At 45.4% G+C, this 23607-nt stretch carries 15 protein-coding genes and 2 tRNA genes; 7 read left to right on the forward strand and 10 right to left on the reverse strand.

Annotated elements, in window-relative coordinates:
* Positions 1-61 precede the first annotated feature (61 nt).
* From MSG36_RS10335 to MSG36_RS10350, 4 genes are all read left to right on the forward strand, one after another.
* Complete coding sequence (locus MSG36_RS10335) at positions 62-1576, forward strand: DUF1800 family protein (protein WP_065677597.1); 1515 nt, start codon at positions 62-64, stop codon at positions 1574-1576.
* Between the two features lie 4 nt (positions 1577-1580).
* On the forward strand, positions 1581-2921 hold the full coding sequence (locus MSG36_RS10340) for a DUF1501 domain-containing protein (RefSeq protein ID WP_065677596.1): 1341 nt from the start codon (positions 1581-1583) through the stop codon (positions 2919-2921).
* 469 nt (positions 2922-3390) lie between these two features.
* Positions 3391-3465, forward strand: a tRNA-Gly gene (locus MSG36_RS10345).
* Between the two features lie 38 nt (positions 3466-3503).
* Positions 3504-3578 (forward strand) — tRNA-Gly (locus MSG36_RS10350).
* A 177-nt stretch (positions 3579-3755) separates the two neighbouring features.
* On the opposite strand, the gene MSG36_RS10355 is transcribed toward MSG36_RS10350, so the two are convergent.
* On the reverse strand, positions 3756-6041 hold the full coding sequence (locus MSG36_RS10355; protein WP_248367617.1) for a glycoside hydrolase family 9 protein: 2286 nt from the start codon (positions 6039-6041) through the stop codon (positions 3756-3758).
* Positions 6042-6341: 300 nt separating this feature from the next.
* Between MSG36_RS10355 and MSG36_RS10360 the strand changes: the two genes are divergently transcribed.
* Positions 6342-6599 carry a hypothetical protein gene (locus tag MSG36_RS10360; RefSeq protein ID WP_081230397.1) on the forward strand — a complete coding sequence of 86 codons (258 nt, stop codon included), beginning with the start codon at positions 6342-6344 and terminating at the stop codon, positions 6597-6599.
* Positions 6600-6760: 161 nt separating this feature from the next.
* Here the strand turns inward: MSG36_RS10360 and MSG36_RS10365 are convergent, their stop codons facing one another.
* The 9 genes from MSG36_RS10365 to MSG36_RS10405 all read right to left on the reverse strand — a co-directional run bounded on the left by MSG36_RS10365 (position 6761) and on the right by MSG36_RS10405 (position 19926).
* Positions 6761-7246, reverse strand: coding sequence for a hypothetical protein (locus tag MSG36_RS10365; RefSeq protein WP_004731489.1), 486 nt, complete (start codon positions 7244-7246; stop codon positions 6761-6763).
* 112 nt (positions 7247-7358) lie between these two features.
* A complete protein-coding gene (locus MSG36_RS10370) occupies positions 7359-7928 on the reverse strand; it encodes a cupredoxin family protein (protein ID WP_248367618.1) in 570 nt (189 codons plus the stop codon).
* Between the two features lie 107 nt (positions 7929-8035).
* A complete protein-coding gene (locus tag MSG36_RS10375; RefSeq protein WP_248367619.1) occupies positions 8036-11179 on the reverse strand; it encodes an efflux RND transporter permease subunit in 3144 nt (1047 codons plus the stop codon).
* On the reverse strand, positions 11176-12888 hold the full coding sequence (locus MSG36_RS10380) for an efflux RND transporter periplasmic adaptor subunit (RefSeq protein ID WP_248367620.1): 1713 nt from the start codon (positions 12886-12888) through the stop codon (positions 11176-11178). Before MSG36_RS10380 ends, MSG36_RS10375 begins: the two co-directional genes overlap by 4 nt.
* Before the next feature lie 10 nt (positions 12889-12898).
* Positions 12899-14326, reverse strand: coding sequence for a TolC family protein (locus MSG36_RS10385; protein ID WP_248367854.1), 1428 nt, complete (start codon positions 14324-14326; stop codon positions 12899-12901).
* A gap of 99 nt (positions 14327-14425) precedes the next feature.
* Positions 14426-14995 (reverse strand): hypothetical protein, encoded by a 570-nt coding sequence (locus tag MSG36_RS10390; protein ID WP_248367621.1) that lies wholly within the window; start codon positions 14993-14995, stop codon positions 14426-14428.
* A gap of 284 nt (positions 14996-15279) precedes the next feature.
* On the reverse strand, positions 15280-16440 hold the full coding sequence (gene fadA / locus MSG36_RS10395) for an acetyl-CoA C-acyltransferase FadA (RefSeq protein ID WP_248367622.1): 1161 nt from the start codon (positions 16438-16440) through the stop codon (positions 15280-15282).
* Positions 16441-16455: 15 nt separating this feature from the next.
* Positions 16456-18609: a fatty acid oxidation complex subunit alpha FadB gene (gene fadB / locus MSG36_RS10400; RefSeq protein WP_248367623.1), complete on the reverse strand. Its 2154-nt coding sequence runs from the start codon at positions 18607-18609 to the stop codon at positions 16456-16458.
* 9 nt (positions 18610-18618) lie between these two features.
* A complete protein-coding gene (locus MSG36_RS10405) occupies positions 18619-19926 on the reverse strand; it encodes an acetyl-CoA hydrolase/transferase C-terminal domain-containing protein (RefSeq protein ID WP_248367624.1) in 1308 nt (435 codons plus the stop codon).
* A gap of 237 nt (positions 19927-20163) precedes the next feature.
* Between MSG36_RS10405 and MSG36_RS10410 the strand changes: the two genes are divergently transcribed.
* Positions 20164-21192 carry an AraC family transcriptional regulator gene (locus MSG36_RS10410; RefSeq protein WP_248367625.1) on the forward strand — a complete coding sequence of 343 codons (1029 nt, stop codon included), beginning with the start codon at positions 20164-20166 and terminating at the stop codon, positions 21190-21192.
* 154 nt (positions 21193-21346) lie between these two features.
* The gene (locus MSG36_RS10415; protein WP_248367626.1) at positions 21347-23368 is read left to right on the forward strand and encodes an FAD-dependent oxidoreductase; all 2022 of its coding nucleotides are present in this window, start codon (positions 21347-21349) and stop codon (positions 23366-23368) included.
* Positions 23369-23607 lie beyond the last annotated feature (239 nt).

The following is a 23607-nucleotide window of genomic DNA, read 5'->3' on the forward strand; positions in this document are numbered from 1 at the left end:
TCTTCGAAAAAAGCGGGTAGAAAGTATGCCTGCATAACGTCAATAACGAAAAGGAAGAGCAATGAGTATCGACACCTTATCTGCCTATCGTACGCTTTGTCAGTGTACGTTTGGGCCCAATCAAACCGATATCGGAGAGCTCCAATCCAGTGGCTCCATCGAAATGTGGATCGAGAGCCAAACCAACAAACCGATAAGCAGTTGGTATAAACGTTTTGAACGAGACCAGAACCGAAGTGACCACCGCGATGGTGTGTTATACGCGACAAGTTGGACAGGACTGACGCTAGACAGTGATTATGAAAAGCAAGAATACGTTGATCACTTAAGGCAGCGTGTTGCTTATATTCTGACGCAACTGTTTGTCGTAAGTACAAGAGATCCGGCACTCTCACCTGTTGCAAGACGTTCCGCATTTTGCCTCTATTTTGATGGGTTATCAGAACGGGCTTTTGGTAATTTCCGCGAGCTACTAAAATTTGTTTCCACATCTCCTGTTATGGGGGAGTACCTAACGTTTATTGACAACATGTCAAACGAGGCTCATCAAGCCGATGAAAACTACGCCCGAGAGATACTGCAGCTTTTTACTCTTGGTCCCGTCAAGCTCGAAGGCAATGGCAAGCCGGTTCTTGACAGCGAAGGGAGGCCTGTGCCGACTTACACACAGGAAGACATCGAGCAATTGGCCAAAGTATTTACCGGCTGGAAGTTTGCAAAGAGGACAAGTGGTCACGAACGTTACATGGAACCATTAGAGCCGATTGGTGAGCACAATCAGGATGAAAAACGCATTCTTGGGAAAACCTTTCCAGCGGGTCAATCGGCCTCGGAAGATCTCGACAGTTTTGTCGAACATTTAATGAATCAAAGTAATCTATACACTTACATCGCCTATTTCTTTATCAGTAAAATGGTCACCAGTAACCCCAAACCGGGCCATGTAAGAAGGGTGCGTAATGCTTTTATAAACAGTGGTGGAGATATGCAAACGCTAATCACCGCAATATTAACCGACCAAGTTGCGTTACACAGTAGCGATACCGATGGCAAGGTTCGAGATCCTCTCATTGTGTTCACTCACTCTCTACGTGCATTGGGGGCAAAGCTTTCTCGAGGAGAGTCAGTGTGGGCGAAAAACTTTAACTGGTACGACAGAATGTTACCAATGAGTGCACCTTCGGTCTTCTATTACTATCAACACGACGATGCCCCGTCTGATCCCGCGTTAGAAGGACATTTTGCACCCGAATTTAACATCTATGAGTGGAACAATATCTACCAGTACGGCCGTGAAATTAAAGAACTAGTCGTCCAATTCAATCATCACCAAAAAGGGTGGGAAATTGATAGCAAATGGGACGACCTCTATTGGAAGAACACACCAGAAACCGATTTGGACCTGATCAACGCGTTTGATGACCGCTTATTTGCTGGACAAATGACAGCAACGACAAAAAGCGCATGTCTGGCGTTTCTAGAAGAGTGCCCTCGACATAACGAAAGTTATTACGCTGATATTCGTGCGCTCGTTATGAATCTTGTTATTTCACCAGAATTTATTGTCCAGAGGTAACCTTATGTCCATTTCAAGAAGACGATTTTTGCAAGGTACCGCAGCCGCGGCAGGCGTAACCGTACTGAACTTCACCTCAATGCCAGCATATGCTCACCTATTTAACGACTGTAATGATGGACGTTACAAGGCGCTGATAGGGATAGATTTTGCGGGCGGCAATGATGGGTTCAATATGATCATTCCTCAATCAGACAGTGTTTATACAAACTACCAACGTTTACGTGGAAACCTACAAATAGGCAAAGGCGATGGAGAAAATCTGACAAACGAGTTCAATCTAAACCCTGCGTTAGACGCGATGGCGGAACTGTGGAACAAAAACGAGCTATTACCTATTTTGAATGTTGGCCCTTTGATTGTGCCTAGAGGAGAGAGCGGTCTGACCGACGAGCTAAAACCCGCGCATTTATTTAGCCACAATCACCAATCGGCCATGGTTCAAACATCGTCCCGCGTCAGTCTCGATAAGCAAGGGTTTGGTGCCAATGGTGAGATAGCTTTAGGGTCAACCTCTCGAGGGTTTGAAGGCTATTCTCCTCTGTTCGATATCGGTGGCGGGCAAGAGTGGACGAACAACTTAAACATGCAATCCAACAAAGTCGGCAGCTCTGCACCACACGATATCTTTATTAACAATGAAAGCAATCGTGACAAGCGGTTGTTTGAAAGGATACAGCAACAGAACAATTACCAACATGTGTTCCAACGCCATTACGCCAAGCTCGCGGCTAATGCGCCAGATACGCATGGTAAAATGAGCGATATCTTCAATACCGTTCTCGATGCGTCTATTGTGTTCCCAGAGACCGCCATTGGCCGACAACTTGAAGCGGTCGTTAAATTGATTCTGAATCAAGAAGCCTTTGGTCAGCAAAGGCAATACTTCAGCTGCAAGTTGGGTGGCTTTGATACGCATTCAAATCAATTAGCACAACAGTCTCAACTTCTAATGGAGTACAGTGAAGCCATTACCGTTTTCCATCAAGCACTACGACTCTACAAACTAGATTCGCAAGTTACCTCTTTTACCCATTCTGAATTCGGTCGTACCTTGATCCCCAATGCAAATGGCGGATCCGATCATGGCTGGGGCAGTCACTCTTTCGTGATTGGCGGTGCGGTTTCAGGGAAACGTTTTGTGGGCGCATACCCAAGCCTAGAAGAAGGAAGCGATCATTTATTGTCGAGGGGACGGGTTATACCGACCACGTCGACCGATCAAGTGCACGCTACCTTGCTGAGTTGGTTGGGGTTAAGGAATGAAGATATAACAAACATCTTTCCAGCGTTGGAAAGTGATGAGTTCACAGAGAAAACACTCGATATTTTCAGCTGCGTTTAACAACTTTTAAACGATAAATAATAGAGAGGCAATTGCTCTCTATTATCTTCACCATCAATGTCTTGCAAGGTTGCTTAACTATAAATCCCGCAAATAATTAACACACACTACTTTAAGTGAAGAAAATACGCTCACATCTATTTATCAATCTCATTAATAGCGCTATTTTGTTCCGCAAGCTAAATATATGAGTTAAAGAATGAAACTCTCGATATCAGGGAAGTTGCAGCTCAGTTTTCTGTTACTTGCAGTACTTTTTATCGCATCCGCATTTTTTGCATATCAAAGGTTCCAATATACATTTGATACTTGAGTACATACAAGTTCAGGTTGATTAGTGGAGGGAATGAGCAATTAAAGAGCATGGAGAACAAAAAGCACGCAAACAAACACTTAACATTGATTTAGTCCTTTTAATTTTTGGAAACTGTGGCATGATAACTTCGCTTTCAAGAGATACCTAAGAAAAGCGTACATCGTATAATGGCTATTACCTCAGCCTTCCAAGCTGATGATGCGGGTTCGATTCCCGCTGTACGCTCCAAATATCTTAATGCCTCAGTCTTACTCATAAGACAGTGTGCGTGCATCGTATAATGGCTATTACCTCAGCCTTCCAAGCTGATGATGCGGGTTCGATTCCCGCTGCACGCTCCAATCTCTATTTAGTTTCAAATTCTCTTTAGTTACAATACCCCTTTAGATTCACCATCTCCGCTTAGCTTAAAGTCTAAAACAATTAAAACTGCGCACTTCATTGTGTGATTTATTGTATTAAAAAGAGCAATACCAAATGATATTACTCTTTGAATATTATTAATTTAATTGATTACCTCAATCAAGCTGCCCTTCATCTAAAGCAGAAGTAACCCATACTAGCGGCGCATTCCAGTTGATGGTTATCTCGTTCAACGTCCAAGCGCCAATATTATCGCTGTAACACGTTTGTCCAATACACTTGCCTTTCATCACAGCGGCAATAGGATCACTAAAACTTACCGAATTTGGGCCTCCAATTAACGCACCCGGCGCTGGTTTTGGTGAACTTTCATCAGCAGCGTAAGCCCAGAATCGATGATGAGGATTCTCTGCAGGTTTCGTCCCATAACCAGTAACATAAGAGATATTCATCGGGTTACCTCCGAGGATATAATCCATCGCACTAGCCGCCGCTTTGATGTATCGAACATCATTGGAAAAATCGTGAGCGTAAATCAAAAAGATACTTCGGTTTACAAGGTTGGAGTTTGAGCCCCACGAATACTCATTTACCGTATAAGGGATGTGATAGCCTTCATTTACCAGCTGTTTTGTATAAGATTCTGCCGTTTTAATAATATTCTTACGCGCTTGTTCAATGACTTGGCTGTCTAATGAATTAGGTACCACGGCTAAACTCACAGTGCCCGCAGGCGCTATATACTGCCAATACATGTCACCATCCGCATTAATGTTCCCCTTCGGCACTTCAAGATAGTGCGGGGAATCAATCAATACTTTTTTGTAAACCTCATCATGGGTTGTGATAAAGAGCTCGGACGCAGCCCAGTATCGCTCATCACTCAATTCGATATCATCATACGGCCCAGAACCTGTGAAGTTGTCGTAAGCATAGATATCTTGATGTTGATTTGCTGCGTTCCACGCTTTGGTCGCTGAATCCAAACATAACTGTGAGAAATCACTGTCGATATCTTTCCAAATACGTGCGCACTGAGCACCGATTGCCGCCAGATTCAATGAAGCCGCAGTAGTAGGATAACCAACATAACGTTTCTGAGTATCTTTGTGTGGCGGTAATGGCATGCCAGTCCAAGACTCATCCGCGATCTTATGGAAAGCCAGCCCTCTCGCGTTAATCTCGGTAAGTTTTAGCTGTTTACTGGCAGACTGATTACCAACAGGGACAGAGATAGGCGTGTCAGAGTCGACTTGCATCGCTAACATGAACTCAATGTTCCAACGCGCTTCAGACAACAACGGATTAACGCCATTGGTTGCTTCAGGGATTTTCACTTTGCCCTCAGAAAAAGGAAGCAATTTGTTTTCTAGGAACTGACTTCGCTCGTATAAATTCAGAAGTGTCCATGTTGAGATGCCACTGTTCACCGTGTATTTACCATGATCGCCTGCATCGTACCAACCACCGGTCGCATCAATAGTCAGGTCACAGCCAGGCCATTTATTTCCCCAACTATCAACTTTATCAAAACAGGTTGCAGTATCGGACATGTGGCCACCGGGCCTCGCAAGATCTTCACGTTGAACGAACTCTGGCTTTATTTCAATGCCGCTGCGATTTTGATAGAAGTAAGACAACGCATCGAGCTTCAACTTGCTATAAACATCATTTCGAATATCGAATGGATAGCTGACATCGTCATCGACCTTGACCGTTAAACCTCTCATCGTGTCTGTATATTTTGAAAGGTTAACTCGGTGAATGTGCTCACCCGACGCTTTATTCAAACCGAATACTTCTGTTTTACCGAGGTCGAGGCTGATCCCTGATTGAGAGACTAATGTCCATTTCAAAGGTGTCGTCGAGGTATTTTCAACAAAGATATATTTATCTGATTTCGGTAAGAAGCCAACTTGGTTAGCTCGAATAGGCATCTTAGTCGCTATTTTTACAAATGGCTTACCTACAACAGAAACGTTATCAACACAGATGACACCAGTTTTCTGTGCGCCTAATTGAAACTGGAATTCTGTATCGGCGTCACTATCAAGTTCGTGTACAAAATCAAACGTATAGCTTTGCTTGTCTGTTGATATACCCACGTCACTTAGGAAATAATGCGTATAAGGAGGCCCTTCATGTTGGATCAAGGCTTTCATCTCAGTATCAATATTTGCATATGCATCGAACGATACTTGGTACCTTTGACCTTGCTCTAAACCAATGCCACTGTGGCCAAAAATGACATCCCAAGAATTCTTTCCTGGGTTTTTTATATCAATACACGCTTCATTACTTTCTGTTGCTATGTTGGCGCCGGCATTCCACCAGCCATCCATATTGCCTTTAAAGTGACTATTCCTAATCTGCTCTTCTGCGTAAGTTACTCCAGAAGATAAAATCATGAAAACCGCGAGAGATAACGTTCCTTTTTTCATCATTATTCCTTAAAGATGTTTCATATCTCCAAGGAAACTAGCGAAATAGATTCAATAATAGAGAGTTAACATTCGCAAAAAATAGACTCGTAAAAATAAATATTATGATTTCTTGTGATGTTTAACACTAAGGAACAAGCTCATGAATCAATTGCATGGATAGACAAAACGATATTGTGCTAGTGCCTCTCAATTAAACTCAGATTTCATAAAAGTGCGGGTTTAATAATCTTGGTCAATATCTGGAAAAACAGTTGTGGTAATGTGCGCGCATTAGCAACAACCCATAAATAATAAAAAATGTTTAAAAGCAATGAGTTAACAATTAATATCGATGCAATTAATGTCGCACTGTCAAAAGTAGAAAATGCGAACAAAATTCAGCTAGATACATTGAAAGGTTATGTGAACAGCGAGCCTGAACAGGCTGTACTGGCTTTTCGATCGCTGAATGAAGCAGAATCAATCGACGACAAGTTTAAAAAGATCATGTCAGAGCTACCGCACCTAAGCGGCGAGGCACACCACCTGCTTGAAACTTCTATCTTACTACAGTGATTCTAACTACAGATAAGCCTCAGCCAATACAAGTTAGTTCATGTATTCCTGAACAGGTTGAGACTTATCTTTAACTGGTCACAATGTTTAACCAATGACTTAGCGGTCACACAAAGCTGTTCTGATAGGTTGAAATGAATTGGTGATGTAAGGCCCTCGCATTACTCCCAGAAGTTCCACCACTTTTTGCTGTTTTCTTCACGCTGCTGTTGGCCTTTCTCTGACCCTTTTCCTTCTTCTTTACGCTCTTGTTCCGCTTTCTTGTCTTTCTGCTTTTCTAATCCCGACTTTTCTTCGTCATTATCCATATCATCTTCAAGCTTTTCTTTCTTATCTTTGAGCTTCTCTTTACTCTCTTCGAGGGCTTCTTTCTCGTCTTCCAAATCGTCGAGTTCTTTATCTAGTTTCTGCTTATCTTTTTTGTTCTTACTTTTTTTCGCTTTCTTATTTTTCTCTTCGATCATTGAATCAAGCTGCTTCTCACGATCATCAATTTCGCCTTCAACTTTTTTAGCCTCAGCGAGCGTTTTCACTTCTTCTAAATCGGGCTTACCTTTACCAGCCCACTCAGGTTTAGCAGCAATGCTGTGGGTCGACCACGTTATTAAAGCACCCGTTACTGCAAGTACTAGAACTGTCTTATTCATCCTTAAACTCCTATTCCTATAGTCTTTTAAAGCTAATACCTAAATAGCACTAAAACAAGGTAGCCATACCTAGCACTCATCCCTTTGAACTAGATATGGCTTGTGTATCACCTTATAGCGTTAACGACTTCACCATACCCGCTTCAGCGTGACCAGGAATATTGCACGCGAACTCTACGTTATTATCACCATGGAAATGCCAAAGCATCTGTTTCGCTTTGCCCGGCTTAACTGTAACTGTGCTACCCGAGTCATGGGCGTGATTACCCATGTTTTTCATCATTTCACGATGCTCTAACTGCTCTGAAGCAGAACCAATCGAGAATTCGTGATCAATCTTGCCTGTGTTCATCACAACAAACTGCACCACGTCGTTCGGCTCAATATCAACCTTGTTCTTAAATGTGATTTTCATATCGTCACTTAACAGAACATGAACCACTTTATCCGGCTTTGCGCCTGTCGCAGGCATACCCACTTCAGACATGCCTTCCATATTCATCATCGAATGGTCCATCTTTCCATCCTTCATCATGCTGTGATCCATTTTAGAATGGTCCATCTCTCCACTCTTCATCATCGAGTGCTCCATGCTTGAATGGTCAACAGCTGAGTGGTCCATTTCAGCAAAAGCCGTTGCAGTAGTTAACGTCAGTGCAATCGCAATAAGTGTCTTTTTCATGATCGTTCCTTAGATTAATTCAGTTATTTATTTGTTAGTTTCACATGTTCATGTGGTACGCCCTTACCCACTCTGTTTTTGGTAGGTAAGGGCTAATAATCAATACGTTATTTGTTTGTCTCGTTTTGGTTATGCGTAATCTCACGCTGTTTCCAGAGCTTAAAGATTGCAGGCAACACCAGTAGGGTGAGCAACAGCGCAGAAGCCATACCGCCTATCATTGGTGCTGCGATTCGTTGCATCACTTCTGAGCCCGTACCCTCGCCATACATGATTGGAATGAGGCCGATAATCACGGTAAGTACCGTCATCATCACTGGGCGAACACGCAGTCCTGCGCCCTCACGAATCGCATCCGTTAAGTCTTCACTCTTAAGTGCTTGCTGGTTCTGCTCCGCATCCAATTTCTTGTAGTGCCATGCTTGGTTTAGGTAGACCAACATGATCACACCTATCTCAACAGCAACCCCGGCAAGGGCGATAAAGCCCACACCCACCGCAATGGAGAAGTTGTAATTGAGGACATGCATCAGCCATAGGCCACCCACCATTGCGAGTGGCAATGTCAGCATGATCATCATCACCTCACCGACACGACGGAAGCTCAGGTAGAGCAACAACATGATGATGGCGATGGTGATTGGTACAACGACACTCAAACGCTCCTTCGCACGCTCCATGTATTCGTATTGACCAGACCACGCCAATGAATAACCCGCAGGTAAGACGATTTGATCTGTAACGACTTTTTGCGCCTCTGCCACATAAGAACCAAGGTCGCGACCTTCGATGTCAACGAACACCCAGCCATTAGGACGCGCGTTCTCCGTCTTAATCATTGGCGGTCCATCTTCATAACGAATATCTGCAACATCAGACAAAGCAATTCGCGCTCCATTTGGTGTCACTAACGGCAGGTTCTGCAACTTAACGACAGAATCACGATAGCTTTGTGGATAACGAACATTGATTGGATAACGCTCTAGCCCCTCAACGGTTTCGCCCACGTTCATGCCACCAACCGCAGTCGAAATAACCTGTTGCACTTCTTTAATGCTCAAGCCATATCGCGCAGCAGAACGACGTTTGATGTCTATCGTCACATAACGACCACCCGCAACACGCTCGGCGTAGACAGAAGCCGTACCACTCACGCTGTTGAGGATGGGTTCAAGTTGCGAACCAATATCTTCAATCACGCTCAGCTCTGGGCCAGCGATTTTGATTCCGATTGGGGTTTTGATACCGGTCGCTAACATGTCGATACGAGTTTTGATTGGCATAACCCACGCATTAGTTAAACCAGGGAACTGAATCAGATCATCAAACTCTTTACGCAGAGACTCCGTAGTGACACCGTCACGCCACTCATCTCGCGGTTTAAGCTGAATCACGGTTTCAATCATGGTTAAAGGTGCAGGATCGGTTGCTGTCTCTGCTCGACCAATTTTGCCCCACGTGGTTTCGACTTCTGGAATGGTTTTGATGAGCTTGTTGGTTTGTTGCAACAACTCACGAGCCTTACCTATTGAGATGCCCGGATACGTGGTTGGCATGTACATCAAATCTCCTTCGTCCAAAGGAGGGATGAACTCGCTGCCAAGCTTACTGGTTGGGTAATAAGCAGACGCCATTAAGCCAAGTGCGATAACAATCATCACCTTTGGATATTTTAAGCTTAGGTTCAGAAGCGGTTTGTACATCGCCACTAGGCTGCGGTTGACTGGGTTTTTGTGTTCAGGTAGCACGTTGCCGCGAATGAAGTAACCCATTAGCACAGGCACAAGCGTGATAGCCAAACCAGCGGCTGCGGCCATCGCATACGTCTTGGTAAACGCAAGTGGCGAGAACATCTTGCCCTCTTGCCCTTCTAGCGCGAACACAGGCACAAAACTCAAGGTAATGATAATCAGAGAGAAGAACAGCGGTGCGCCGACTTCTTCTGCTGCCTTACCAATCACTTGCCAACGGTTTTTGTCAGTGAGCGGAGTCCGTTCAATGTGTTTATGAACGTTCTCAATCATCACTATGGCACCATCCACCATGGCGCCAATCGCAATCGCGATCCCGCCAAGAGACATGATGTTGGCGTTGATACCCTGCCAATGCATCACAATGAATGCACCTAAGATACCAACAGGCAGACTTAGCGCGATAACCAGTGATGAGCGGATATGGAACAAGAACAGCGCACACACGACAGCGACCACGATGAACTCTTCAGCCAGCTTCTTCCAAAGGTTTTCAACGGCTGAATCAATCAAAGTAGAGCGGTCATAAGTCGCGACAATCTCGACACCATCAGGCAAGCCAGCTTGCAGTTCAGCGAGCTTGGATTTCACCGAGTCGATCACTTCACTGGCATTTTCACCAAAGCGCATCACGATAACGCCGCCAACCGCTTCTCCTTCACCATTAAGTTCAGAGATACCACGACGCATTTGTGGGCCAAGGTTAATGTCAGCAATGTCACCTAATAGCAACGGAGTACCTTTGTCGGTCACTTTTAGCGGCAGAGATTGAATGTCTTCGATGCTTGTCAGGTAACCGGTGGTACGAACCATATGTTCGGCTTCCGCAATCTCAACAACAGACGCTCCTGTTTCTTGATTACCATCTTGAATTGCCTTGTTGACTTGCTGAAGCGTTAGGTCATAAGCACGTAACTTGGCAGGATCAATCTGTACTTGATACTGCTTCACCATGCCGCCAACGGTCGCCACTTCAGACACACCTTCTACGGTTTGCAATTCATACTTCAAGAACCAATCTTGCAAACTACGAAGTTCCGCTAAGTCGTGCTGACCGGTTTTATCTTGCAACACGTAACTGTAAACCCAGCCCACACCGGTTGCATCTGGCCCTAGTGTTGGCTTAGCACTCGAAGGCAAGTTAGGTGCAACTTGGCTTAGGTACTCCAGCACTCGTGAACGTGCCCAGTACATATCGGTATCGTCATTGAAGATGATATAGACATAGGAATCACCAAAGAACGAGTAACCACGAACCGTTTCTGCTCCTGGTACAGCTAACATGGCGGTGGTTAATGGATAAGTCACCTGATCCTCAACCACTTGTGGCGCTTGCCCCGGATAACTGGTTTTGATGATCACCTGAACATCAGACAGATCAGGAATAGCATCGACCGGTGTATTTTTAACGCTGTATAAGCCGCCAAATACGATGGCTAAAGTAGCAACTAGCACTAAGAAGCGGTTGCTAATAGACCAGCGAATGATTGCATTGATCATAGTTCGCCCTCACCCGCTTCTAAAGATTTGAGCACATAATCAGAACCCTGCTTCACCACTAGAAACCGAATGGTTTGACCCTCGGCAAACTCAGATAAATCAAGGTCATCACTGGCTTGGAAATTCATTTCACCCGCTTTCCAATTCCACTCAGGGACTGGCTGATGTTTTACGGTGATCATGCCAAAATCTGCCATCAATATGGTGATGTCACCCGTCACCCAAACTTCGCCGGCGATCTTGTGTTTGTTGACCTTGTAATCAACAACCTCGTACTGCCCTGACTCTGTCTTTCTCATCTCGAAATCAATCGCCTTACCACGTTGCACGTCACTCATGTCCAAGCCTTCCGCAAAGGTGAAGTTCATCACCATACCCGGCCAATCCCATTCAGGAACAGGCTGATGGTTAATCGTCACCATGCGACTGCCTTGCATAACATCGGAAATTTCACCGTTTGCCCATACGGTTTCAGCTTCCTCCTCAACACCATTGATGCGTGACAGATCAGCTGATTGGCTCGATTCAGAATCCAACATGAAGTGTGCAGAAGTGACAATGTTCTCACCTTGCTCTAGCCCTTGAAGCACCTCTATTTTTTCGCCAGCTTCACGACCAACCTCAATACGAGCAGAACGATACTTGCCAGAACCTTCTGACATCACCACTCGAGTCATACCACCGGAGTGAATAACCGAAGATCTTGGGATAGTAAGAACGGCTTCATCACTGATGGGTTTCAGCGCAATATTGGCGAACATATTTGGCTTAAGCTCGCCATTTGGATTGGAGAACTTCAAACGAACGCGCAAAGTTCGAGTTTTTGGGTCAAGGATTGGGTAAACGTAATCGACATTACCCAACCACTCTTTGCCAGGAATGGCATCTAGCGTCATCACTGCATTGCTGCCTGACGAGATCCAGTGCGCTTGACGCTCAAACACCTCAGCATCAACCCATACTTCGCCTAATGGGCCAGCACTGATCACCGCTTGTGCCGGTGAAAGGTAACCACCTTCTCGGATATTCAGGCTTGCGATGACACCATCGGCTGGCGCTTTGACTTCAATGGTTTGCGAGGCTTTACCTTTGCGCGTAATAGCGCGGATTTGAGTCTTATCAACACCCAAGGTAATTAAGCGTTCAGTCGAGCCCTTGATCAAACCTTTACGACCCGTTTTATAAGCACTGATCAACTCTTCTTGTGCTTTAACAAGCTCTGGAGAATAGAGTGTGAAAAGCACATCACCTTTGTTTACCTTCTCACCCACTGCGTTGATGTAGAGCTTCTCAACCCAACCAGCTGCTCTGACGTTGGTTTGCCACAATGTACTTTCATCGAATGCCACGTAGCCAACCGTTTCAATGCGCGGTGATAGCGGTTCTCTTGTGACTTGTGCGGTTTTCACGCCAAGGTTATTTTCCACAGAAGAATCAATAAACACGGTTCCGGGCTTATCTTTGGCTCCGCCGTTCACATCGTCAGCATATACAGGGATAAGATCCATCCCCATTGGCGACTGGCCCGGCTTATCACGCTGATAATTTGGATCCATCGGAGCTACCCAATACAAAGGCTCATCGCTGGCTTCTGTACTCGTTGCCATTGCTGACATGTCGTGTGCTGGATTAATTAGAAAATGGTTCACACCAAAACCCAATGCACCACCGACCAATAAAGCGATTGTTGCTACTTTTACTGAACTCATTATCTATCCCTTACTGATTCTCTGTGGTTACAAGCTGTGGTTGATTTACTTGGTATTCAAAGCCACTGGCTAACGCCGCCAGTTTGCTGTTAACGATGTTGAGATCGGTGATCAAACGTTGTTGCTCTAACTTAAGCGCCAGCTCATCGGTCGTTGCTAAAATGACATCGTTAAACTGGGCGGTATTGTTTTGATAGCCCCTCTCAACCGCGCTGATTCGGGCTGCGGTTTGAGGAAGCAAGGACGTTTGATAGCGATCTAATCGCTGGATCAGATTTGATCTGTCCACCAGCAATGCATTCACTTGCGCGTTCATTTGAGAAAGTAAGGTGTCTTTTTGAGATTTAGCCGCACCAACTTGATACTGAGCAGCCGATAAGTTTTTATCTTGTCGGTTCCCTGTAAACAGCGGGATGTCGACTGTCAGATAAGCACTCACCAGATCAGAAGCTGGTTCACCCGCCATGTTATTGGCTTGACGGTGTGCATACATCACTTCCACCCCAAACTGCGGGGTATAAGCTTGCTCGGCTAACTCAACCTGAGTTTGATTGGAGGAAATACTGACATCGGAGATCTTAACCAACGGATGGTCAGTCAGTAGCTGGTAGTGCTTAGTTGAATCGATATTGGTCGCTAATTTGCTTTCCAACAACGACCAATCGATTTGGTTAGTTGCATTCAGTGTGCCCTGAGAATCAAGAACCTGAGAGCCTAGCCAATCAGAACCCAACCATTCAGAAAGCTGAGAGATTAAGCGGCGCTGAACCTGCTGGTTTGCCTGTAGTTTCTCATCAAGCTTGCTCACTTGAAGCTGAGCATTAAGCAGATCTTGCGCTTCACTTTTACCAATCGAGTAATTGGTTTGTACATAGTTTTCAAGCTCAACCAGCAAACGACGATTTTGACGAATCACCGACTCAGCCTTTTGCTGATAACCTAACTCAAGCCAAAGCTGCGTCATGCTATTCGCAACCGTCAATTCTCTTGCTTGCACCTGCAAAGCTAAAGCATCTGCCTGTTGGCCTGCCTTTTTCTGTTGAAGGTTAAGTGTATCGCCACGCTCAAACTGCTGCATCAGCCCTACCGATATATTGGTCATCGGGTCTTCGTCGAATTGAAAGCTATCGACAGGCAAACCGCCAAATCCAACTTTTAATTTAGGATCCATTAAGGTCGAGCTGGCAATGCCCGTTTCTCGCATCGCTTGAGACTGAGCAAAGTACTGTTTGCGATTTCCATCTTCGCTTAACGCAATCTCAATCAGTGTATTGAGTTGCTGCGTCGAGCTTGCTTGGTCATGTGCTGAAATGTGTTGAGCATTTGAAGCTGACGCCGTGGTAGCCGCGAGCGTAGCACTTGAAAACAAGGCCATAGGCAAGGTAGCAGCAACCACTAAGCTCGTGTTCATGACAAACACAGAGGTTGTTGGTTTCATATTCACAATGAATGTCCATATCTAGCGCTAATTAGCGCATAAAAAAGAATGGCTTATCAGATTTATCTAACTGATATAGCTGTATTTTTAGATATAGATTTATGCGGAAGGTGGGCGTAGCAAAGATTGTGCACGAGTCACTTTTTGACCAATGGTCACAGAGTGATGAGGTGCGAATGAAGAGGAAATTTGGTAGTTGGCTTGGAGCGCCTGAATTGTGTGTGATGCGGTAGAACAAACAGAATAGCAACAGATATGAGCAGAATCCGAACCGCCACAACAGTTGTTGCCCATTACATGCTCACCGTGAGCATCCATTGATTCTTGATGCGAAGCCATCTTGTCATCAGCAGACAGCTCAACATAAATAGCGTGCTCATCATGGGCAGAGTGAGCTCCATGAACAGACTGGTCGCCATTCGGCGTGCTTGCATGAACATGATCGCTCATGTCTGGATCGCTAACGGTCACATGGCAACCGGCAGCAAATTGATTTGCGGCATCAGGATCGCTCGGCGAATCGTTGTGCTGGCAGATAGACTTATTCGACATCATCTGCGTTGCCATGATATTAGCCATCATGGCTGAAGAGCTTGAGGCATAGCTAGACATCAACATCGCAATGATGCTGAAAACAATAATCCAAGTTTTTCGGAATGTGTTTGTCATAGCTTACCTTTGAATTTACACCGCAACTATAAACGTTACCCTTAGGGTAAGGTCAATGCCATTGTGCCGATATTTGCCTGACCGTTGAAAAAACATTCATTCATAACCATGGTTTGTCGATTATTTGAACTTAAGGCATGTGTGTCCTTCAATGATAGTTCTGGATAAGCAAAAAGTGCAACTCACTAAAAAAGCCTTCAACACAGGTTGAAGGCTTGAATCGTTACCCTAATTTATTGTCTTGGTCACCTAGATGACGAGCTCATCTCGAACCATCAAGTGACTCACTCCACTCTTTCGATAATCGTCGCAATACCTTGCCCCATACCAATACACATAGTTGCTAGCCCGTATTGACCACCACGCTGTTCCATAATATTGATAAGGCTACCGACGATGCGAGCACCCGAACATCCTAAAGGATGACCCAGTGAAATCGCTCCACCATGCAGGTTCACTTTATCTTCACGCTGCTCCCATAAGCCTAAATCTTTTAAACACGGGATAGCTTGCGCTGCAAAGGCTTCATTCACTTCAGCAAAATCGATATCTGCGATCGTTAGATCAGTCTTCGCTAACGCTTTTTGGGTTGCCGGTACTGGTCCATAACCCATAAGCGCCGCTGGCACTCCCGCAGAGGCAGAAGAGATAACTCTAGCTCTTGGTTTAATGCCGAGCTCGATGGCTTTATCTTCACTCATCACCAGCAAACAAGATGCGCCGTCAGACAGGGCCGAAGACGTACCTGCCGTTACGGTTCCTCGCGGGTCAAACGCAGGGCGAAGCTTAGACAAAGATTCACCGGTGGTTTCAAGACGAATCACCTCATCATGCTTAACCAAGGTTGGCGCACCGCTTTCGTCATGACCCATGGTTGGGACAATCTCGTTATCAAAGCGACCTTCAAGTGTCGCTTCGTGCGCGAGTCGATGTGAACGAGCGCCCAGTTCATCTTGCTCTTGACGCGAAACGTTATGCAGTTGCCCAAGTGCTTCCGCCGTTAAACCCATCATGGCAGAAGCTTGTGCCATATTGCGGTTGTATGGGTTTAGGTTGATGCCTTTTGTCATCGGGATATGACCCATATGCTCAACACCACCAACGAGGACAACATCAGCATCACCCGCTTTGATCGAGCGCGTTGCCATGTGCAAAGCATCCATCGACGATCCACACAAACGGTTCACCGTTGTTGCTGGTACTTCTTCAGACAGCCCAGCTTGCAGTGCTGCGACCTTTGCAAGGTTAACGCCCTGCTCTTCTGTTTGCTGCACACAACCCCAGATCACATCATCAATCAGAGTAGATTCAACCTTTGGCTGACGCTTTAGCATGGCACTCATTAAGTGAGACGAAAGATCATCGGCTCGAACATGTCGAAATACACCATTTTTTGAACGCCCCATTGGAGTTCGAATCGCATCTACAATCACTACGTTTTTCATATTTCTTGCTCCAGGTTACGCGTAAAAATTACGGTTCAGTTCAACACGGTCACGAAGACCTTGAGGGATAGCATATAAAGAACCTAAGTCTTCATATTGTTGGGCAATCTCTAACAACTTATCTAGACCCATGCTATCCATGTAGTAGAAGATTCCGCCACGGAATGCCGGGAATCCAGTGCCGTAGATAAACGCAATATCACCCTCGGCAGCTGAAGAAATAATGCCGTCATCTAAACAGCGAATCGCTTCATACATCATCGGTAACATCATTCGCATTGTGATGTCTTGAGGCTCCATTGAGATTGGTGCATCACAAAGGCGTTCAATAAGCGCAGTGGTTTCAAAATGGTTTTCTGGTTGCAAGCGACCTTTGCGATCCGCTTTGTACAGATAGAAACCCTCTTTTGTTTTTTGTCCTAAACGTCCTTTCGCCACAGATTCCGCGATCAGATTTGCTTCAGGCTTGGCTAAACGCGTTGGGAACGCTTCGCTCATCACATCAATGCAGTGGTCTGCGGTATCGAGTCCAATCACATCAAGCAGATGCGCTGGCCCCATTGGCCAACCAAACCCTTTGCTCATCACTTTGTCGATTTGAGCAATATCACCGCCCGCAACCAACAGTTGGTTGAAAGCCAAGAAGTAAGGCGTTAGGCAGCGATTAACCAAGAAGCCAGCACAGTCGTTCACCACGATCGGCGTCTTGCCAAGTGCCAGAACATAGTTAACTGCGGTTGCAATGGTTTCTGGTGATGTTTGCTCACCTTTAATCACTTCAACCAACGGCATGCGGTGCACCGGGTTAAAAAAGTGAATGCCACAGAAGTTCTCTGGATTCTTTAATGAGTGCGCTAAGCCACTGATCATCAAAGTAGATGTGTTTGATGCAATCATTGCATTTGGCGCAACCTGTTCAAGCTCAGCTAGCACCTTTTCTTTTACGATTGGATTCTCAACGACCGCTTCTATCACTAAATCACAGCTGTCTAACGCTGCATTGTGCAAAGTCGGCACGATACGGTTGAGCACTTCACCCATCGCCTCTGGGCTCTTACGACCGCGAGTCACTTGCTTTGAAAGCAGTTGATTCGCTTCATTTAGTCCTAACGCTAAGCCCTGTTTGTTGATGTCTTTAAGTACCACATCCAGCTTTTTATCCGCGGTAACATAAGCGATACCGCCGCCCATAATGCCAGCTCCGACCACACCCACTTCTTCGGTTTTCTTACCGCCTTTAGCGTGTTTTTTTGCTGTCGCTTTTACTGCCATGTCGCTCAGGAAAACATTTACCAAAGCGTCTGCTACGCCACTTGCGACACATTTGATGATTCCCGCTTGCTCAAGTTTTAAGGCTTCATCACGAGAACAACGAGCGCTTTGAGAAATCGTGTTCAGAATAATGCCTCGTGCCGGATAATGTGGACCAGCTGCTTTCGCGACCATGCTTTTAGCCACATTAATCGACATCGCCAGTTCCGCGTCATTCAGAGTCAGTGGCGCTTGTTTTTCTGCATAACGCTGCTGCCAATCAAAGTCACCAGAGATGCACGACTCAAGCATGGTTAACGCGCTTTCGATTGGGTTTGTCTTACTCGCATCGATCACACCGTCAACAACGTGATGTTCTAACGCTTGCTGCGCCTTAAAAGTTTTACCCGTTGTTAGCCATTGCAGAGCCGTATCCACACCTGTGATGCGCGGTAATCGAGTCACCCCACCCCATGCTGGCATAATGCCAAGCTTAACTTCAGGCAGGCTCATTTTTAGATCAGTCGTCGCAAGACGATAATCCGCAAGCAGTGAAAGCTCGACTCCACCACCAGCCGCGACACCATTAACGATCGCGACTTTAGGAAGGTTAAGATCTTCGATTCGGTTATAAATGGAGTGCGCCCATGATAAGTAATCGGTAATGGCCGCATCACCGTCACTAAACAGAGAGCGAAAGGCTTTTACATCCGCACCCGCGCTAAATAACGCTTTGCCTGAACGGATGATCAGACCGGCAGCATCACTGTTTTCAAGTTGTTCGACACAGCTTTCAAGTTCAATTAGTGCCGACTTAGTGAGTGTGTTAACCGAATCAGATTCTGCGTTGAAAACCAATTCAACGATACGATTAGAATCTTCGATAAATGCGAGTTTGAAAAATTGTCCTGTAAACATAATTACCTCCTACTTCACTAAGCCATGTTGTTTTGCTTGAGCCAGTAACGACTCACGAAAATCTGGGTGTGCGATGTTAGCTAACGCATGAACGCGTTCAGAGACCGTCATACCACGCAGGTTTACTGAGCCGTATTCCGTCGCCACGATATGTACATCGTTACGAGGCGTGGTAATCGGCGTGCCCACTGGCAATGACAAACGAATATTCGACTCTAAGCCGTCTTTACCTTCACGTGTTGCTGCCAAGGCTAATATGCTGACGCCGTTTTTCGCCATGTTCGCGGCGCGTACGAAATCTAACTGACCACCAGAGCCTGAAATCTGGCTAAAACCCGCTCCTTCAGATGCCACTTGACCCACAAGGTCGATCATCAAACACGTATTGATTGAAACAAAATTATCGTTCTTAGCGACTTCATACGGGTTAACGACTTCGCTCATTGAGCCCATCTCGATGTCTGGGTTATTGTGCAGAAAGTCCATGACCTCTTGCGGGCCCGCCGCGAATGCCGCGACGATCTTGTTTGGCATGTGATTCTTTTGAGTGCCAGACACCGCACCGGCTTTACACATCTCCATGAGAGATTCGGTAAACATCTCTGTATGAACACCTAGATCTTTACGGTCTCGAAGCGCCATACCCATCGCATTTGAGATGGTTCCAATACCAATTTGTACCGTCATTCCATCTTTGATGTATGGGCTAACGTGTTTTGCAATTTCGGTCTCTAGCTCTGAAGGCTGGCCAGCTTTAGGTGACGCGATACTATGATGGCCTTCGACTAATGCGTCCGCACAATCGACATGCACGATATTGTCTTCATTGCCGATAAAAGGTTGCTGTTCATTAACAACAAAAATTACTTTAGAAGTATGTTTCAGCGCCACCTTCGTTGCAACGCCGCCACACGCGCCTAAGCTCACAAAACCGTCTGCATTCGGTGGTGTCACTTCAACGACAACCGTATTCGGCTGCAGTTTTTCAAAAATATTTTCGAAATTAGAGAAATGAAAGTTCGTCACTTCTACGTTGCCTGAGCTTTGCAGCTTTCTTTCAATTGGCCCCATGAAGAGACTGATATGCTTGAAGTTCCATCGATATTGAGGCTTCAAGAACTCGAAGGGAGTCGTCATCAAACCTGTGTAGATTTCACAATCACTGAATAGGTCGAGGTGTTTATCCAACTCCTTTAGAAAAACAACTGGAATGGACAGTAAGCCACCTGCCCAGATTTTGTCACCTGATGCGAGTTTGCCTACCGCAGACTCTAACGAGAGTAGTTTTTCGCCATGGATCTCTTGCCAATTATTCATTATGTAGTTCTCATTATACTTTGCATAACAGGCTAAATTTTGAATATTACTTTTCCATTAAAACCAAAACTTGTATGTTATGCATGAACGTAGGGTACAGGTAAATATCCTTTTCACGGCATTCAGAATACAATTTCCCTAGGCTTTAACTTTGCAATTCAGGACAAGAAATTCACTATTCTGGACAATTAATCACTTTGTGTTTTTGATCACATCTCCGATTTATAAGGTCATAAAATGGCATTGGAACAACGCTTTCATAACTCCCTTTCAGTTCACGCTGGCTGGCAAGCCTTGCTCGCTTTAACAGCAAAAGAGCATCAAGTGGAGAGCCAATTTTTTCCGCCAAAGCGTAAGAATTCAGATGGCCGATTGCATTTCCACGACCTTCGTGAAGAGTTAGTAAAACTGTGTGAATATACCGATGATGAGCTGATTCCCGTAAGAGCCGCGAAGCACGTTACTCCCTTAACCTTTGGCAGTTACTCCCTAGCACTATGGACCGCTCCAGACCTTGAAGCGATGCTAAAAACTGCGGCTGAATTCTCGTTCATTATTGCGTCACCTATCCGGCTTCAGTATCGAGAAAATAAACAAGGTAGCGCCGAGTTGTGGGTACTCAACAGCGAACCTTTTAGCCAAGAAAGCCACGTCACCTACCTTGGCGTAACGATGCTGATCGCCACACTCATTTACATCATCAAGCATGTGATCCTCAGCGAAGACATCGATGTGAGCGTCAAACTGATTGAGCACAAATTCTCTCCCGAGCGCACCGAACAACTCGAGCAGTTAACGGGAACAAAAATTACCGCCGGACACCCTATAAGAAAGATCGCTATCGACAAAAAGCATCTTCATAAACCCTTAGATAATTACGATGAAGGGATCTATTTTTCGGCACTGAACCTACTGAGAAAAGACGCAGAGTCCCTAAAGAAAGGCGACCTGATTCTCCAGATCTACAATGCGCTCAATCAAGCGAATAACTTGGAGAATGTTTCGGGTGAGAGCCTTGCTCAGTCGCTCAACATGAACATCCGAACGTTGAATAGAAGGCTTGCTGAACTCAACACAAACTATCGAGGCGCAGTCGAAAAATACAAGTTAGAAAAAGCACTGCACTTGCTAGAAGACCAACACATCAACATGACCGAGATTGCCTATCAACTCGGCTTTGCTGATTTGAGCACTTTCTCACGTGCTTTTAAGAGATGGACGGGGCTAAGTCCTATAAAATTAAGGCGAAGTCAGAATATCACCTAGGTAAAGACTGATCTAAATCAACGTTACTTTCGATGGCATATTCGGCAAAACTTTTGTCCTAAAGTGCAAAGTTAGTACGTTCATCCCTTGCTTTAATATCACCAGTACTTGCTTTGGTTAATACCCAATGCATTCAATTATTGGAGATTAGATTATGTTAAAACAAGAGCATAACGTGCTTTTTGAACCGATGAAGATCGGCTCTTTAAAGCTAAATAATCGTTACTCTATGGCCCCGATGGGTACCTTAGGTTGTGTCGATGGCGATGGTGCGTATAACAGCCGTGGCGTTGAGTATTACGTTGCTCGTGCACGTGGTGGTGTTGGCCTGATCATTACCGGTGTGCAAATGGTAGAAAATGAACTTGAACAGTTCCCTATGCCTTCCCTTCCATGCCCAACCAACCATCCAACCGCTTATATCCGCAGCGCAAAAGAGATGACCGAACGTGTTCATACCTACGGTACTAAAATATTCGCGCAGCTAACCGCTGGTTGGGGACGCTCTTGCATTCCGGGCTTCACGCCTGAAGACAAATCCATTGCGCCTTCTGAAGCGCCGAACCGCTTCGACCCTTCAATCACTCACCGAGAACTGACTACTGAAGAAGTAAAATATTTCATCTCTAAGTTTGTTGAGTCGGCTGCTATTGCTCAAAAATCAGGTTTTGATGGTGTAGAAATACACGCGGTTCATGAAGGCTACTTACTTGACCAATTCACAATGGAATTTTTCAACCAACGTACCGATCAATACGGTGGCAGCTTCGAAAATCGTTATCGCTTTGCGGTAGAGATTGTTGAAGGTATCAAAGCTGTTTGTGGCAAAGACTTCCCAGTTTCACTGCGCTACTCCGTTAAAGGCAATATGAAAGGTTTCGGCCAAGGTATCCTTCCGGGCGAGCGCGCTGAAGAAGTGGGTCGCGATATGGAAGAAGGCCTCAAAGCGGCTGAATACCTGCAAAGCGCAGGGTTCGACGCTCTGAACGTTGATGCCGGCACCTATGACTCATGGTACTGGAATCACCCGCCAAACTACTTCCAACCGGGCATGTACAAACCCTACTGCAAAGCCGTTTCAGAAGTGGTCGATATTCCCGTATTAATGGCTGGCCGTATGGAGAACCCAGACCTCGCTTCGCATGCTGTTCAAAATGGCATTTGTGATGGCGTGTCACTGGGTAGACCCCTGCTCGCCGATCCAGACACGGTGAATAAGATCCGACGAGGTCGTTTTGAAGAAGTTCGTCCTTGCTTATCTTGTCACCTTGGTTGCCTAGGTCGTATGGCTGAAGTGGGTAACCTATCTTGCGCGGTTAACCCAAGCTGTGGACGAGAAGAAGAGTTCAGATTACTACCAACGCACAAAACCAAAAAGGTCGTCGTTGTCGGTGGTGGTGTTGCGGGAATGGAAGCCGCTAGAATTGCTTCTGAGCGCGGACATGATGTAGTCCTTTTCGAAAAAGGCAGCCAACTGGGTGGCAATGTCATCCCGGGAAGCCAACCTCCATTCAAGCATGATGATAAAGCCTTAATTGCGTGGTTCAGCGGTGAAATGACTCGACACAAGGTAGACGTAAAACTCAATTCAGCGGCAGACAAAGCATCGATTGAAAGCGAAAAACCAGACAGTGTTATTTTCGCTACCGGCTCTCGCCCAACTCAACCTAACTGGTTGGAAGGAAAAGATAAGCCGCACGTTTTAGTTGCCGAAAATATGTTGATGAACCCTGAACTAATTACAGGCGACAAAGTCTGTGTGATTGGCGCGGGTTTAGTGGGCGCAGAAGCCGCTCTATGGATGGCTCAACAAGGTAAAGCTGTCACATTAGTTGAGGCATCAGACGATATCATTGGCGGCCCTCACGGTACCTGTTTTGCTAACTACCAGATGTTGAAAGAGCTTCTAGTCAAAGAACAAGTGAACGTTCTTACTTCAACACGATTAGAGCGAATCACCGATACGGGCGTTTGTCTAAACATTGAAAACAGCAGTGTTGAAATGCTTTCCGATCACGTTGTGCTAGCGCTTGGCTATAAAGCTGAAGATCACTTGCATGAAGAACTTGCGAATCAACTGGATGTTGATGAAGTATTCAATATCGGTGACAGCCAAAAAGCAAGAACGATCATGGCCGCTATCTGGGATGGCTTTGAAGTAGGTCGCACGCTTTAAGTTAGTCGTACCTCTTAAAGTGAGTCGTACATTTTAATTTAGTCCCGCTTAGTTAAAACACCGAAACCAAACATGGACGTTTGGTTCCTGCCTCTCACTGTATCTTTCCTTAAGTGCCCTCCTCACTTTCGTCTCGTTACATCAAAACGAGATAATTCTTCAACTTTACAGTTTTTTCTTTAAAAATTATCCAATTAGCTAGCGAAACCTCTATCTGTGTATTTTACTTAAAATAGTGC

The sequence above is a fragment of the Vibrio sp. 1CM8B genome, from assembly GCF_023161685.1.
Taxonomy (GTDB): domain Bacteria; phylum Pseudomonadota; class Gammaproteobacteria; order Enterobacterales; family Vibrionaceae; genus Vibrio; species Vibrio coralliirubri.